Origin of the sequence: Gluconacetobacter johannae (assembly GCF_014174305.1) — a bacterium.
Taxonomy (GTDB): domain Bacteria; phylum Pseudomonadota; class Alphaproteobacteria; order Acetobacterales; family Acetobacteraceae; genus Gluconacetobacter; species Gluconacetobacter johannae.
In genome coordinates this window covers 137,220-152,424 of record NZ_JABEQH010000005.1, presented here as the reverse complement: position 1 = coordinate 152,424, position 15,205 = coordinate 137,220, and the positions used below count along the sequence as shown (strand labels likewise).

Annotated in this window: 15 protein-coding genes; 6 read left to right on the top strand and 9 right to left on the bottom strand. The window is 66.8% G+C overall.

The features are described 5' to 3' along the window. Positions 1-9 precede the first annotated feature (9 nt). Entirely contained in the window at positions 10-1,281 is a 1,272-nt protein-coding gene (locus HLH21_RS05050) for an MFS transporter (RefSeq protein WP_246379250.1), read from the bottom strand. 8 nt (positions 1,282-1,289) lie between these two features. Next, complete coding sequence (locus HLH21_RS05045) at positions 1,290-2,192, bottom strand: LysR family transcriptional regulator (RefSeq protein WP_246379248.1); 903 nt, start codon at positions 2,190-2,192, stop codon at positions 1,290-1,292. Between the two features lie 257 nt (positions 2,193-2,449). Here HLH21_RS05045 and HLH21_RS05040 point away from each other — a divergent pair, with 257 nt between their 5' ends. Further along, positions 2,450-4,072: a gamma-glutamyltransferase family protein gene (locus HLH21_RS05040; RefSeq protein ID WP_246379247.1), complete on the top strand. Its 1,623-nt coding sequence runs from the start codon at positions 2,450-2,452 to the stop codon at positions 4,070-4,072. Positions 4,073-4,157: 85 nt separating this feature from the next. Next, a complete protein-coding gene (locus tag HLH21_RS05035; protein ID WP_182941931.1) occupies positions 4,158-5,468 on the top strand; it encodes an alpha/beta hydrolase in 1,311 nt (436 codons plus the stop codon). Between the two features lie 17 nt (positions 5,469-5,485). On the opposite strand, the gene HLH21_RS05030 is transcribed toward HLH21_RS05035, so the two are convergent. Both HLH21_RS05030 and HLH21_RS05025 read right to left on the bottom strand, forming a co-directional pair. Beyond that, positions 5,486-7,876 carry a glycoside hydrolase family 15 protein gene (locus HLH21_RS05030; protein ID WP_182941929.1) on the bottom strand — a complete coding sequence of 797 codons (2,391 nt, stop codon included), beginning with the start codon at positions 7,874-7,876 and terminating at the stop codon, positions 5,486-5,488. A 43-nt stretch (positions 7,877-7,919) separates the two neighbouring features. After that, positions 7,920-8,057, bottom strand: coding sequence for a hypothetical protein (locus tag HLH21_RS05025; protein WP_182941927.1), 138 nt, complete (start codon positions 8,055-8,057; stop codon positions 7,920-7,922). A gap of 260 nt (positions 8,058-8,317) precedes the next feature. On the opposite strand from HLH21_RS05025, the gene HLH21_RS05020 reads away from it, so the two are divergent. From HLH21_RS05020 to HLH21_RS05005, 4 genes are read left to right on the top strand one after another with little or no spacing between them, the layout of a single operon-like run. After that, a complete protein-coding gene (locus HLH21_RS05020; RefSeq protein ID WP_182941925.1) occupies positions 8,318-8,686 on the top strand; it encodes a hypothetical protein in 369 nt (122 codons plus the stop codon). Between the two features lie 35 nt (positions 8,687-8,721). Continuing rightward, positions 8,722-9,678: a D-2-hydroxyacid dehydrogenase family protein gene (locus HLH21_RS05015; protein ID WP_182941923.1), complete on the top strand. Its 957-nt coding sequence runs from the start codon at positions 8,722-8,724 to the stop codon at positions 9,676-9,678. Positions 9,679-9,704: 26 nt separating this feature from the next. After that, on the top strand, positions 9,705-10,262 hold the full coding sequence (locus HLH21_RS05010) for a flavin reductase family protein (protein ID WP_182941921.1): 558 nt from the start codon (positions 9,705-9,707) through the stop codon (positions 10,260-10,262). Positions 10,263-10,318: 56 nt separating this feature from the next. Next, complete coding sequence (locus HLH21_RS05005; RefSeq protein WP_182941919.1) at positions 10,319-11,215, top strand: fructose bisphosphate aldolase; 897 nt, start codon at positions 10,319-10,321, stop codon at positions 11,213-11,215. A gap of 50 nt (positions 11,216-11,265) precedes the next feature. On the opposite strand, the gene HLH21_RS05000 is transcribed toward HLH21_RS05005, so the two are convergent. The 5 genes from HLH21_RS05000 to HLH21_RS04980 form a co-directional block, all read right to left on the bottom strand. Then, positions 11,266-11,844, bottom strand: a complete 579-nt coding sequence (locus HLH21_RS05000) for a DNA-3-methyladenine glycosylase I (protein WP_182941917.1) — start codon at positions 11,842-11,844, stop codon at positions 11,266-11,268. Positions 11,845-11,884: 40 nt separating this feature from the next. Then, positions 11,885-12,223 (bottom strand): hypothetical protein, encoded by a 339-nt coding sequence (locus HLH21_RS16970; RefSeq protein WP_246379243.1) that lies wholly within the window; start codon positions 12,221-12,223, stop codon positions 11,885-11,887. A 26-nt stretch (positions 12,224-12,249) separates the two neighbouring features. Then, positions 12,250-13,017 (bottom strand): copper resistance protein B, encoded by a 768-nt coding sequence (locus HLH21_RS04990; protein WP_373319557.1) that lies wholly within the window; start codon positions 13,015-13,017, stop codon positions 12,250-12,252. Further along, positions 13,014-14,747, bottom strand: a complete 1,734-nt coding sequence (locus tag HLH21_RS04985; RefSeq protein ID WP_182941915.1) for a copper resistance system multicopper oxidase — start codon at positions 14,745-14,747, stop codon at positions 13,014-13,016. The genes HLH21_RS04990 and HLH21_RS04985 overlap by 4 nt, the downstream gene beginning before the upstream one ends. 70 nt (positions 14,748-14,817) lie before the next feature. Continuing rightward, positions 14,818-15,195, bottom strand: a complete 378-nt coding sequence (locus HLH21_RS04980; protein ID WP_264811577.1) for a hypothetical protein — start codon at positions 15,193-15,195, stop codon at positions 14,818-14,820. Positions 15,196-15,205: the final 10 nt, after the last annotated feature.

The window sequence follows — 15,205 nt, the reverse complement described above, 5'->3', positions numbered from 1 at the left end:
GGTTCTGGATCAGACAGCCGGGCGATCGGCATCCACCGAAGGCGCTACGGCTTTTTTCAGGAAACGCCTCCCCATGCCCACGGATATGGCGGCAAGGAGCGCTGTCGCCATGACATAATATCCCGGCACGCCCTGAAGGCCCGTGAGGTTGATGACGGCGCCGTTCAGCATGGGGGCCATGCCGCCGAACAGCGCCACGCCAAGGGAATAGCCGACCGAGAGACCTCGCCCCCGATGCGCCGAGCCGAACAGCAGCCCCATGTAGCCGTCGAGCGACGCGAAATAGAAAAGCCCCAGGACATTCAGCACCAGCGGCGCACAGAGCACCAGCGCCGGGGTCCACGGCATCCATTCCACCAGCAGAACCGGCAGAATCATCAGCCCCCCGCAGGACAGCAGCATCGGGTATATCCGCTTCGTCCGGTCGAAATACGTCGCCAGGCGCCAGCGCAGCGGCGTCAGCACCAGTTGCCCGGCATAGGTGGCGAACGCGGCCCAGTACGTTTCACGCACCGAGACATGAAAGACGCTCTGGGCATAATGGGGCATGTAGAACCCCAGGTAGGTGATACCGCTTCCCAGGCTCACCATTCCCATGACCAGCAGAATACGCAGCCATGTGCCCTTTTCCGCCGGGGAAGGCCTGGCCACGGGCGTATGGTCGCGCCGGCCGAGCGAATAGCGAAGCGCCAGCCCCACAAGCCCGCCGAGAGACCCGAGCATCGCCGCGATCCGGAAGCCGTACGCCGCATAAGCGTCCGAGGTCATCAGGTCGCCCAGCGTCAATACGACGCAGCACGCGCACAGGGAGGCGGAAATCTGTCCGACGGCCTGCCAGCTCGCACGTTTCGCTTCATGATGCGGAGCGTGTTCGATCAGGAAGGAGGTTGCGACCCCGAACTCGCCCCCCAGCGAAAACCCCTGTAGCAGACGGGCGAAGACGATGAGGCAGGGCGCCGCATATCCGATCGACTCGTAACCCGGACACAGGGCGATCAGAACGCCCCCCGCCGCCATCAGGGCCATGCAGGCGGCCAGGCCCGGCAGGCGCCCCTTCCGGTCGGCATAGCCCCCCAGCACATAGGCCCCGACAGGGCGCGCCAGCAGGGTGAAGCCGAATGTCGCCAGGGCCAGACCGACCTGCGAAAACGCAAGATGGGACGGAAAGAAAATCCGCGCGATGGAACTGGAAAAATAGGAATAAATGACGAGATCGTAATATTCCACCACATTGCCGATCACGGCCGTCAGGACATACCGCCTGCCTTGTGCATCACGCAAGCCGGACGTCATCGCATCTGCGTGGACACGCCTCCCAGGGACGTGACCACGAAATTCACGAACGACCGCAGCGTCGGGGAATTGTAACGATCCTTGTGGTACAAAATATAGACCGGCCGGGACGGCAGGACATAGTCAGGCAGCAGCGATCTCAGCCGTCCGGTCCGCACGTCCTCCCGCACGAGGTCCGCGGGCAGCATGGCGATGCCCATGCCGGCGACTGCGGCTTTCCGCAGCGCCTGCGTATTGTTCATGACGGCCCGGCTCCGCATCTCGATCGCCACCTTTCCCTTCGGCCCCTCCAGGCGCCACTCTCGCCGGCCCCAGTGCATGGGCGAACTCGCGGGATAGGGAAACGCCAGCGCGTCATGGGCCGGAAGCTGATCGGGCGTAAACGGCTCGCCGCGTCGCGCCAGATAATCCGGCGCGGCGCAGAGCGTCATCCTGTATTCCCCCAGCCGCCGGCAGACCAGCGTGGAGGGCTCTGGCGTGCCGAGGCGGATGGCCGCGTCGAACTTCTCCTCCGTCAGATCAACGCTTCGTTCCGTCAGCACCAGATCGACATCCACGCTCGGGTGCTGCAGCAGATAATCCGCAAGGCAGGGCGTCAGGCTTTCCGTGCCGTAGGTGACGGGCGCCGTCACCCGCAGGGTTCCGCCTGGAAGAGTCTGCGCGGCCTCCGCCATCCGGTCCGCTTCATCCAGAAGACTAAGTATTTCACGGCATTTTTCGAAATAGACCGCCCCGAAGGCCGTCAGGTTCTGGCGGCGGGTCGTGCGGCGCAGCAGGCTGCTGCCCAAACGCTCCTCCAGCAGGCGGATATAGTTGCCAACCATGGTCGAGGAGATGCCGCACCGCTCCGCCGCAGCCGTCATGCTGCCGGTTTCGACCACCGCAACGAAGGTGGCCATCGCCTGAAAAACGTTCATTAAACACTCTAAGTTGGCAATGTTCCCATAATAGGCACGTTTATCCTGAGGATCAAAGTTCATAATGATGTGGAGACGATATTTTTCTGCCCTGCCGCCAAGGTCTTTTCCGCCCGATGCGTGTCAAAACACCTCTCCAGCACCGCCCGCCGTCCTCCGGCAAACGGGCGGGCTTCAGTGCCGCCCTCGCGGCCTCCGCGCTCCTTCTCTCCGCATGCACCCTCGAAAAGCCGCAGACCTTGCCCACCACGGCACAGACCTACATGGCCGCCACGGCCAACCCGATGGCCTCCGGCGTCGCGGCCCAGATCCTCGCGCAGGGCGGCAGCGCCGTCGATGCCGCCATCGCCGGACAGATGATGCTGGCCGTCGTCGAACCGCAGGCCTCCGGCCTCGGCGGCGGCTCTGCCGTCATGTTCTGGGATCGCAACACTGGCGCATTGAGCTTCTATGACGGCCTGGCCAGCGCGCCGGCCTCCGTCCCGTCCGACTATACGCGCGACGCCTCGGGCGCCCGCATCCCCTCTGCCGAGCTGGAGCGCAGCGGTCGCGTGGTCGCCGTGCCCGGCACGCTGCGTACGCTGGCGCTCCTTCACCAGCGGCATGGCAAACTGCCCTGGGCCGAATTGTTCACGCAGGCCATCGCCACGGCCCGTGACGGGTTTCCCATGCCGGGCTACCTGCACCTGGTCCTGACCGAACGACCCGACCTGGCGCACCTGCCGGCCTTCGCCGGCTATTTCGACGCCGATGGCCATCCATTGCCCAAGGGCACGCGCCTGCACAACCCGGCACTGGCGGAAACGCTTTCGCACATCGCCCGGGACGGCGCGGAGTATTTTTATGCGCCGGATTCCGCCGGACGCATCGCGCGGGCCGTCGCGCAGGCGCCCTATCCGGGGCGGATCACGGCGGCCGATCTCGCCGCCTACAAGGTGCGCGAGCGCGAGCCGCTGTGCATCCATGCCTTCGGCCGGCGCATCTGCTCCGCCGCGCCACCGGTCGCGGGTGGCCTGGCCGTGCTCCAGCAGCTTGCCTTCCTCGACCGGATGCAGATCGGCCGTTACGCCCCAGGCAGCGCGCAGGCCGCCCATCTGCTGCTGGAAGCCTCGCGCCTGGCCGAGGCCGACCGCCGCGCATACGCCGCCGATCCGGATTTCGTGCCCGTCGCCACGTCCTACCTGCTCAGCCCCGGCTATCTCGACAGCCGCGCCCGGCAGATCGACGCACACGCGGCCGCCAGCCAGGTTTCGCCCGGCGCCCTTCCTGCGAAACTGGCCGCCCTGCCGGCTTCCGATGCGATGACCGTACCGGCCACGACGCATCTTTCGATCCGCGACGGCTTCGGCAATGCCCTGTCCTTCACCACCACGATCAACCTGAATTTCGGTTCGGACATCGTCGTGGACGGCATGGTGCTGAACGACGCCATCACGAACTTCGCCACCCGTCCCGTCGTGGACGGCGTACGCGTGGCCAACGCCATCGCCCCCGGCAAGCGGCCCATCACCACCATGGCGCCGACCATCGTCTTCGGGGCGGACAATACGCCCGAAGTCATCATCGGCGCCGGGGGCGGGGCGCGCATCATCGATTCCGTCGTGCAGTCCCTGGTGGGCTACCTCGCCTGGGGGCAGAACATCCGCGCGGCCATCGAACAGCCCCGCATCGGCGCCCAGAACCGCGCCGAGGAGCTGGAGCACGGCACACCGGCGGCCGGGCTGGCCCCGGCCCTGCGCGCGATGGGCCACCATCCGAAGATCGCCGTCATGAATGCCGCCGTGCAGGGCATCACGCTCGGCCCGTCCGGTCTGCAAGGCTGGGGTGATCCGCATCGCGATGGTATGGCTGTCGGCCGCTGACCATCCAGGGCACCCCCCGAGACTCCCCGATCAGTTCCCCGGCCAGCCCGCATGGCAGGTCATTGTCCCGCTTTCGGAGACCATCATGAGCCTTCCGTTTCGCGCCCTGCTGTGCGCCACGTTTCTCACCGCGCTTGCCGCCTGCGCGGAAACGCCGGCCCCCAGGGCGGTTCCTGCGCCGGTGGCCGTGCCGGACCGGCCGCTGGGCGATGGCGGCGTCAGCCCGTTCTACCAGCCGCCTGCGAACGTGCCGTCCGCACCGGGGAAGATGATCCGCACGGAAGCGATTGACGGGCTGCATCTGCCGGACCATGCCGACCGTGCCGAGCGCTTCCTCTACACCTCCATCAGCGGCGTGGGGAAAGCCGAGCCGGTCGTCGTCTCCGGCCAGATCCTGTTTCCCAAGGGGACCCCGCCGAAGGGGGGCTGGCCGATCGTGTCGTGGGAGCATGGCACGACGGGCATCGCCGACGTCTGCGCGCCCTCATGGCGGGGCTATTTCTCGCGGGACCGCGCCTATCTCGACCGCTGGCTGTCCGCCGGTTTCGCGGTCGTCGCCAGCGACTATCAGGGGCTGGGCACGCCGGGGCCGCATCCGTACCTGATGTATCGTCCGGAAGGCTACAGCGTGCTGAACGCGCTGCGGGCCACGCTGGCGCAGTATGCCGACAGGTTGCGTAACCAGATCGTTCTTGTCGGGCAGTCGCAAGGCGGCGGGGCGGCGCTGGGTTCGGCGTGGCTGGCCCCGCGCTACGCGCCCGACCTGCACGTCATCGGCGTCGTCGCAACCGGGGTCGTCACCCAGTTCGGCCTTCCCGCACATCCGCGCCATGCCCCCCTGCCGCGCACCAACACGGAATCCGCGCATATGGCGGCCGCCTTCGAGATTCTGACGACCGAAGGGTCAAAAAAGAGCCTGCGCCCCGATCAGGACGTGGACCGCTTCATGACCGGGAAAGGCCACGACCTTTCCCGCCAGGCCCGCCAGGCCTGCCTGGGCGACCTGTTTCGCTATACGGACAGCCATGACGTGACGGTCGAAAACAGCTTCACCCGCCGGTCCGACGAGGTCGATGCCGAATACGAACAGGCCTTCATCATTCCGGATGCCCACCTGACCATGCCGGTCTTCGTCGGCACCGGCCTGGCCGACGGCGAAGCCGGCATCAGCCAGCAGTACAACGCCGTCGCCGCCATGTGTGATGCCGGAACGCATGTCACATGGTACCGCTATCATGGGCTGACGCATAACGGCGCAGTCAACCCGTCGGCGAACGACTCCCTGCCCTTCGTCGAGGCCCTTTTAAAGGGGAAGGTGGCGGGAAGCAGTTGCCGCACGCTGACGCCCGTCGGGCATGAAGAGGCGGCGACGCCAGGTGTCCACTGGAACAACTAGGGGGGGCGCGTCCGGCCTTATCCCTGAACCTCGATCGCGAAATCCTGCCCGCGCCATGTTCCGTCCGGATGCCGCCAGGTGAAGACGACGCGCGACCCCGCCGGGGCGTGCGCCGTCGTCAGTTCGGCCGCGAACATCCCCAGGCCCGTGTCCTCGGCCGGGGTGTCGGTCACATGCCGCCAGTCGTCCGTGCTCCAGTGAATCGTGGCGGCCTCGCAGAGTTCGATCCGGACGTTCTGGCCCGCCGGCATGCGGGTGCGCCGCCAGGCTTCGCGCCAGTCGCGCAGGCGCGGCGCCCGTTTCTCGATCAGGTAGCGCAGCACCGTCTGCGGCGGCAGGTCGAACACCGCCTCGTCACGCAGGCTGCGTAACAGCTTGATATATTCGGCATGCGCCCAGACCAGGGGCATGGCCGAACCACTCGGCCGGCCGCGGAACAGCCCCTGCCGGGGGATATCGCCGGCGTCCCACACCTGTTCGGGCAACAGGCCGCCATGGCTGGCGCAGCCCTCCATCGTGCCGCGCAGCCGGGCGGCCCCCTCCAGGTCGCCGGCCAGGATCGCATAATGCGCGCGCTCGCCCGTCAGCAGGGGCCATGCGCGCCCCTGGCCGACCCCGTCGAACGGCCTGCCGTCGGCATGCTCGCCATAGCCGTCGCCATTATAGCGATGCCAGGCCGGCCCCTGCGGCAGGTCCACCCGGGTCAGGTGATCGACCACCTTGATGGTGTCGAGGATGCGCGGGTCGTTCGCGGCCCGCAGCCCGAACCGCACCAGCGCCAGCGCGTCGATGCCGACCAGCGCTTCGGCGGCGATCGAGGTCTCGCTCGCCGGCCGGTTCCGCACCGTGACCCGGGCATGGCGGGGTATGCGCGACAGGTCCCTGTCGCCCTCGGGCGCGATCCGCAGGTAATAGCCCGCCACCCCCACCTCATCCGCCAGGTCGGTGCCGCAGACATGGATCCAGGCGTCGATATCGGCATTCCACGCATCGGCGGTGTCGCGCAGGAAACCGGCGATGCGCGTCTCGCCCAGCCGCTGGGCCAGTTCGGCGGCAACCAGCAGGCCGGCGATCTCCACCGCCAGGGTAGCCGGCGTATAGCCCGCGTTTTCCTCCCACCGGTCCTGTTCGGTCGCCGGGCCGTTGCGGACGATGAACCCCGCCGCCGCCCGCACCATCGGCCAATAGCCGGCGAGTTCGTGCTCCGGCACCGCGCCCGAGCGAAAGGCGAGATCGAGCAGCAGGATGGGGTACGCCGTCTCGTCCATCTGCAGGCCATGCCAGTAGGCGGTGCCGTCCAGCCAGCAATTCTGCAGCCAGTGGCCGTCCGGTTCCTGGACGGCGCGCAGGTACTCCAGCGTCCGGCGCGCGTCGGCCACGGCGCCGCAGGCCAGCAGGGCCCCCGCCGTCTCGACCAGGTCGCGCGCCCAGACCAGATGATACCCGCCCATGTCGTCGTCGCCCTTGCTGGTCCCCCACGGGATCGACAGGCTGGCGATCGTGCCGCCGGGGAAGCGCGGGCTTTCATGGGTCCGCAGGACCGCCGTGCTGATCCGGTAGAAATTATGCGGGGTCGCGCCGTGCAGCGGGTCCAGCGGTTCCAGGCCGGCCTGCCAGCGGCGCCAGGCGGCGGCATACTCCGCTTCGGCCCGCTCGTAGCCCCTGGCCAGACTCGACGCGGCCTGGAAGGCGGCCTCCTCGGGCTTCCGGCCGAAGCCGATCGCCAGGAGAAGGGGCCGATCGGCGTCGATTTCCGCGACCAGGGCGACGTTTCCATCGGCCGCGCGGTCGTAGACTTCGGCCAGATGGCCCTGCCGCCGCAAGATCTGCCATCCGTCCGATATGCCGACGAACCCGACACTACGCACCTTGAACCCGGCGTCGCAGGCCAGGGCCAGCGTCGTGCCGTCCCCCGACGCGAACAGCATGTCGGCGCCCTTGTACGTGGCCAGCCAGGCGGTATTGTCCGCCCCGCCATTGACCAGATGCGGCGCGAGCAGGACGAACAGCCGCAACCCCGACACCCCTCTGCCGGGCTTCAGCGAAATCCGCTGCAACACCGTCGAGTGCAGGGGGTCGGAAACGATCTGCTTGTGAATGGCAAATCGCCCGGCCCGGCAGCGGTTGACCAGCATATGCAGCGGCACCCCGTCGGCCGCCCGGCGCACCTCGGTTGCCGTATCGCGCTTTTCCTCGACGAACAGGCCACCGGGGACGCCATCGGTCACGATCAGTCCGCAGTCGCGCGTGCAGGCCTGATCGACCCGGGGATAGTAGATCTCGTTCAAGATCCCGTGACTGAGCGTGAACCAGACCTCGCTGCGCGCGTCCAGCGCCGTCCCGACACCATCCTTCGCGCTGGAGGTCCATCGGGGTTGAATACCAGGGTGACCAGGCGCGTCCTTCATACTGTCCTGCTCCCCCGGCCTGCTTCTGGTCCACCCCCTGCGGTCAGGCCGTGATCGCCACAAGTACCGCCCAGGCCACCACGAGCAGGATCAGGATCGCAAGGCCGATCTCATCCCAGTAAGACAAGTTGCCACGATTTTTCCATCCGGGCGGGCCGGATTGTTTGACAAATCCCAACATGATGCGTCCTTCCGCACGCCACGATCTGGCATGACATATGTGGTCGGATTCCAGTGCGGTTGAAGACCCACCGGACGGCATCACGCGAAAGACACAGCATGCCCCCCGCGCGGCATGATTTTTCTCAACTTGCTGTCCCCGGAGGGATATTGTCCGTTCGCCACACCCTGCAACCGGGATGCGGATGACGAAATTAGGTCCGTATCTGCAATATAAAACGGATATTCATGAACAATCCGTGATCGGCGCGACGGACCCGCATGATGATTTATAATGGACTGAACCGATTCGGACTGTTATTGTATTTTTCTTGCCAGAGAACAGAAAAACACCGCGCGGCATCGTTCCAGGACGACTTGGCCGCGCCGTCGGAATGGGAACCTGAAGTGATGCGTGATGCTGGCCGTACCGCGAAAACATGCCGGTCGGACTGCGGGCTTCCCCATGAATGCGGCCGGATGATCGCATTGAATCTCTGTCCTGTCGCCAATCGGGACCTGGAGGCGGCGGCGACGGATGCCCCATTCCGCGCTCGGGATCACTGGTTATGGCCGATCATCTCCATGACGGCCCTTCTGGTCGCCCTGGTGGCGTCGGCCGATGATCTGCTGCACCACATGACGCCGTGACGTCGCCCGCCTGGCCATGACGTCGGAGCCCTTCGATGAAGACATGCGTCATCCTGGACGACTATCAGGACGCGGCCCGGCACATGGCCGACTGGAGCACCCTGGCCGACCGCGTGAAGATCGTGCCCCTGCATCATCATATCGCGGACGAACAGGCGCTGGTCGCCGCCCTGGCCGACGCCGAGATCATCGTCATCATGCGCGAGCGCACGCCGTTCCCGGCCCGGCTGTTCGCGCGCCTGCCGGCGTTGCGGCTGCTGGTCACCAGCGGCACGCGCAACGCGGCGATCGACCTCGCGGCCGCGGGGGCCCACGGCGTCACGGTCTGCGGGACGGGCAGCGGGGCCGAGGCGCCGGTCGAACTGACCTGGGCCCTGATCCTGGGCCTGGCGCGGCATCTGGTGACCGAGAACGCCGCCCTGCGACAGGGCGGCCCGTGGCAGAGCACGATCGGCGCCGATCTGTACGGCCGGCGGCTTGGCCTGCTGGGCCTGGGCCGAATCGGGACCCGTGTCGGGATGATCGGCCGGGCCTTCGGCATGAAAATCACGGCCTGGAGCCCCAACCTGACCCCGGAACGCACCGACGCCGCGGGCGTGGCGCTGGCGGCCTCGAAGGAGGAATTGCTCGAAACCAGCGATTTCGTCTCGATCCACCTGGTGCTGGGCGATTCCACCCGCGGCCTGCTGGGCGCCCCCGAGCTTGCGCGGATGCCCGCACATGCCTGCCTGGTCAATACCGCGCGCGCCGCCATCGTCGACCAGGCGGCGCTGATCGCGGCCCTCGAGGGCAAGCAGATCGCCGGCGCGGGGCTGGACGTGTTCGATTGCGAGCCGCTGCCGGCCGACCATCCCTTCCGCCGCCTGCCCAACGTATTGGCGACGCCGCATCTGGGATATGTCACCGACGGAAATTACCGGACCTATTTCACCGAAGCGGTGGAGGACATCGCGGCCTGGCTGGCCGGCACGCCGGTGCGCGTCCTGGCCTGAGCGCGCCCGCAGGACGGACCCCCGCCATGAAACCCTATCCCGCCGCGAAGGCCTATCGCCTGCTGGAACCCGGCCCGGTGGTCCTGGTCACGACGCGGGCCGCCTCGGGCCGCGCCAATATCATGACGATGGGCTTTCACATGATGGTGCAGCACGACAGCCCCCCGTTGATCGGGGCCTGCATCGGCCCGTGGGATTTCAGCTATGCCGCGCTGCGCGAAACCGGCGAATGCGTCATCGCCATTCCCACCGCCGATCTGGCCGGGACGATGGTCGACATCGGCAACTGCTCGGGCCGGGACGTCGACAAATTCGCCCGCTTCCGGCTGACCGAATCGCCCGCCGGCACGGTCCGGGCGCCGCTGGTCGCGGAATGCCTGGCCAATATCGAATGCCGGGTCGCCGACACGGCCCTGGTCGATGCCTACGGGCTGTGGATCCTGGAGGCCGTCCAGGCCTGGACCGATCCCGATCGCCGCGAGCGGCGGACATTGCATCACAACGGCGATGGGACATTCACGGTTGACGGCAAGGTCATCAGCCTTCAGGACCGGATGGTGCTGTGGAAACAGTTTCAGGATTGAATTTCTGCATTCGACCCTCGAACATGCGTCACGGGCCCATAAAAGGATGAAAAATCATGTCCATTGACCGTATGAAAGCGCAAATGTCTGAAAAGCCTGGGTTTATCGCCGCCCTGGACCAGAGCGGGGGGTCGACGCCCGGCGCGTTGCGCCATTACGGCATTCCGGAAAGCGCCTATGACGGCGAGGCCGAGATGTTCAGGCTGATGCATGAAATGCGCGTACGCATCATCACGGCGCCGTCATTCACCGGCGAGAAAATCATCGCCGCCATCCTGTTCGAGCGGACCATGGACGGGCTGGTCGAGGACAAGCCCGTCCCCAGCTTCCTGTGGGAAGACCGGGGCGTGGTGCCGTTCCTCAAGGTCGACAAGGGGCTGGAACCCGAAAAGGGTGGCGTCAGCCTGATGAAGCCCATCCCCGGACTGGACGAACTGCTGGCCCGTGCCGTGAAGCTGGGCATCTACGGCACCAAGGAACGCTCGGTCATCAACCTGCCCGACCGCGAGGGCATCGCCGCCATCGCCAGGCAGCAGTTCGACCTGGCCCGGCAGATTTCCGCGCATGGGCTGGTGCCGATCCTCGAGCCGGAAGTGCTCATCAAGAGCCCCGACAAGGCCGGCGCCGAAGCCATCCTGCTGGAGGAACTGACCAGGGGCCTCGACGCCCTGCCCGATGGCGAGCAGGTCATGCTCAAGCTGACCATTCCGGATGTGCCCGACCTGTATCGCGACCTGATGACCCACCCGCGCGTGCAACGCATCGTCGCACTGTCCGGCGGCTATCCGCTGGACGAGGCCTGCACGCGCCTCGCGGCCAACCACGGCATGATCGCCAGCTTCTCGCGCGCGCTGCTCGGGGACCTGAAGCATTCCATGAGCGACGCCGAATTCGACGCGACGCTGGCGCAGGCCATCGACAAGATCTATCGCGCCTCGACCATCAAGAACTGACCGATCGCCGCCGGGCCCGGCTGTCCGGGACCGGCGGCTCGGCCCGCCGCCTACCGCGTCCCGTGATGGCGGAAGCAGGCCGGGTCATGATCGTCGACCATGCCCACGGCCTGCATCCAGGCATAGACGATCACCGGCCCGACGAACTTGAACCCCCGCGCCTTCAGGGCCTTCGACATGGCCTGCGACAGAGGCGACTGCGCCAGCACCTGCCCGGTGGTGTTCCTCACCGGGGCATCCGGCACCATGTTCCAGACGAAATCGGAAAACGCCTCGCCCTTGTCACGCATGGCGAGATAGGCGCGCGCGTTGCCGATCGTCGCCTCGATCTTGGCGCGCGCCCGGATGATCCCCGGATCGGCCATCAGGCGCTCCACGTCGGCGGCATCGAACCGCGCGACGACCTCGGGGTCGAACCCCTGGAACGCGCGGCGGAAGCCCTCGCGCCGCCGCAGCACGATCAGCCAGGACAGGCCTGCCTGAAAGCCCTCCAGCATCAGCATTTCCCACAACGCCCGGCTGTCCCGCACCGGAACACCCCATTCCGCGTCATGGTACGCGCGCAGCAGCGGATCGGTCTCGGCCCACCGGCAGCGGGTCAACGACAAGGCAGTCTCAGGGCAGGGCATGCGTCAGCATAGCACGTCACGTCCGCGCGGACAGGGCCGCTCAGCGGTCATGGACCGCGTCGGGCATGCCCCGCGGCCCCATGGGCATCTTCATGCCGTCCCCCTTGCCGCCGCACTTCATTTTCGGGTCCGGCGACGACATCGGCTGGCCCTTTAACATGTCCATGCCCTTCATCTTCATACAGTCTCCCGACGGGCCTTTCATTTTCATGCCCTTCATCTTCGCGTCCATCTTCATCCTGTCGTGGTCCATCCCCGGCATGCCGGACATGTCCTGCATTCCGGACATGTCCATATCGCCCGGCGCCCGGGCGTATGCGGCCGGCGCCGTCAGCAGCAGGGCGACGAACAGGGCGCGTTTGACTCTCGTCTCGAACATCGGTGTCTTCCTTGGAAAGGTCGGGGTCAGAACCACGTCCGGATTCCGAACGTGAAATTCAGGTCGTGGACGCGCGCGCCGTGGGCGCGGGCCATGCCGGCGGCCTGGTCGAACGTGCTCTGGTAGGTCACGCCGATATAGGGGGCGAATTTCCGACGCCATTCGTAGCGCAACCGCAGGCCGGTATCGAGGTCCGACAGGCCGCTGCCGGTCCCCCGCGCCGGGTCGGACGCCGAATAGGCATTCAGTTCCACCTGAGGTTGCAGGATCAGGCGATTGGTCAGCAGCAGGTCGTAGGACCCCTGCACGCGGCCGGCGGCGCCACGATCGCTGAAATAGGCCGTCGCCTCCAGATTGAAGAAATAGAGCGCCAGCCCCTCGACCCCGACCGCGCCCCAGGCCCGCGTGGGGCCATCGTCGATATCGACGCGCACGCCCGTCTGAACGTCGAAATAGCGGGAAATCGCGCGATCATAGAGCACCTCATGGTCGCCATCGCCGAACCTGCCGTCCGTACCCACGGTCCCTTCGGATTTCAGCCACAGCTTGTCGTAATCGGTGCCGTACCACGCCTGCCCGTCATAGCGGAACTGGCCTCCATCGGCGCCGTACCGGCCCTCGAATTCATCAAGCAGCGCGTGAAGGTAGGCAGTGTGATCCATGACCGGCGGCATGCCGTTGACATAGGCGACCGGCCCCGCCTGCATCCCCCCCGACCGGGCATGTCCGGGAACGGCCGTCGTGGCGGCCAGCATGACGGCCAGGACCGCCCGGCCCGCGCGCGGCCGGGTCATGACACCACCACCGTGCGGAACATGCCCACTTCCATATGATACAGCAGATGGCAGTGGTACGCCCACAGGCCGGGTTCGTCCGCCGTGACCAGATAGCTCAGCCGTTCGCCCGGCTTGACGATGATCGTGTGCTTGTAGGGCCGGTACGCGCCCTGCCCGTTTTCCAGCTCGCTCCACAATCCATGCAGATGGATCGGGTGTTCCATCATCGTGTCGTTAATCAGGACGAAGCGCACACGTTCGCCCAGGCTCAGGCGGATCGGCTCGGCCTCCGAGAATTTCCGGCCGTCGAACCCCCAGATGAAGCGTTCCATGTTGCCGGTCAGGTGCAGGGTGATCTCGCGTGACGGCGGGCGCGGATCCGCCCCCGGAATGGTGGCCCGCAGATCGGCGTAGGTCAGGACGCGCCGGCCGTTGTTCTCCAGTCCGGCGCCCGGTTCGGCCAGCCGGTCGATCGGCATCATGGCGACGCTCTGCACCTCGACGCCCAACCTCGGTTTCGCTCCGGACGACGGCGCGGGGGACGACGGCGGGGCGGCCGTTTCCGGCATGTCCATGCCGTCCATCTTCCCCATGCCGCCATCCGGCATGGCGCCCATGCCCATGTCCGTCATGGTGCGTAGCGGCCGCGCATCCATCGGCGGAACCGGCCCGGCCAAGCCCGGCCGCGTCGCCAGCGTCCCGCGCGCATAGCCGGTGCGGTCCTCGGCCTGGGCAAAGACCGTGTAGGGCCCGTCGGCGGCGGGCTGGACAATCACATCGTAGGTTTCCGCCGGCCCGATGCGGAATTCATCGACCGGGACGGGCTCCACATCGTTGCCGTCGGCCTGCACCACGGTCATCGTCAGGCCGGGAATACGCACGTCGAACAGCGTCATCGACGAGCCGTTGATAAAGCGCAGGCGGATGCGTTCGCCCGGGCGGAACAGGCCGGTCCAGTTGGCGGCGGGCGACTGGCCGTTCATCAGGTAGGTGTAGATGATGCCCGACACATCCAGGATATCGGTCGGCGCCATGTTCATCGCACCCCAGCGCAGGCGGTCCCGGATGGTCTCGCCCAGCCCCTGCCGGTGGGCGTCGCGAAAGAACGTGCCCACCGTGCGCTGGCGGAAATTATAATAGTCGCTCTGGAACTTGAGGTTGGAGACGATGTCCCGCGGATCGACATCGGTCCAGTCGGACAGCAGCATGACGTATTCACGGTCGAAACGCTGCGCGTAGCCCGCCTTCGGGTCGATAATCAGCCCCCCGTACAGGCCCGTCTGCTCCTGGAAGCCGGAATGACTGTGGTACCAATAGGTGCCGCTCTGGTGCAGGCGAAAGCGGTAGGTGAAGGTTTCGCCGGGCGCGATGCCGCCGAAGCTGAGGCCGGGCACACCGTCCATATCGGCAGGCGTGCGAATGCCGTGCCAGTGAATCGAACTGGGTTCGCGCAGCCGGTTGGTGACGTTCAGCTCGACCGTGTCGCCCTGACGCCAACGCAGGATCGGCGCGGGCGTGGAACCGTTCACCCCCACCGCCCGCATGCGCGCGCCGGTGACGTTGACCGGCACAGGGTCGATGGACAGGTCGAAACGGGTGCCGGGCATGGGGTCGGGCCGGCCCGAGGCAGGCGCACAGGCGAACGCCCGCCCCCCCGAGGCCGCCAGCGCCGCGCCCCACAGGCCCGTCCCGGCAACGAAACGACGACGCGTGATCGCGCTGCGTCCCGCAAGGGATCGTGTTGACATTGATTTTGAACCACCAGGCAGAAACGACGGAACCGGTGAACGACCGGTCCTGAGACTGTCAGACCAGAATTCAGGCCGTCAGTCTGGGTGGCGGCAGGGCGGGCGCGAAGGCCACGCCGGCGACGCCGGCAGCCGGAGGCTGCCCGAACCCAACCGTCGCGCGCGCCGGATTTCGCATGCGGGGTGCGAACGGCGGCACGATCCAGTCGGCCATGCAGGCGCCCTGGAGGCAGCACGCGCCAGCCTGATGGCACGGATGGTGAGCCCCATGATCGCAATGCGACGCGGCCATGTGCATGTCGGACGAGGAAGACGCCATAGCCATGCCGGACATCGGCTGCCGCATGGTTTCGGCGTGACCGGACACGGCGAACGGCAGCATCAGCCCCACCTGCACCAGCAGGCAGGCCAGAAACCGTCCCAATCGCGTCGCGCCGATCCTTTGCACGCCCAACCCC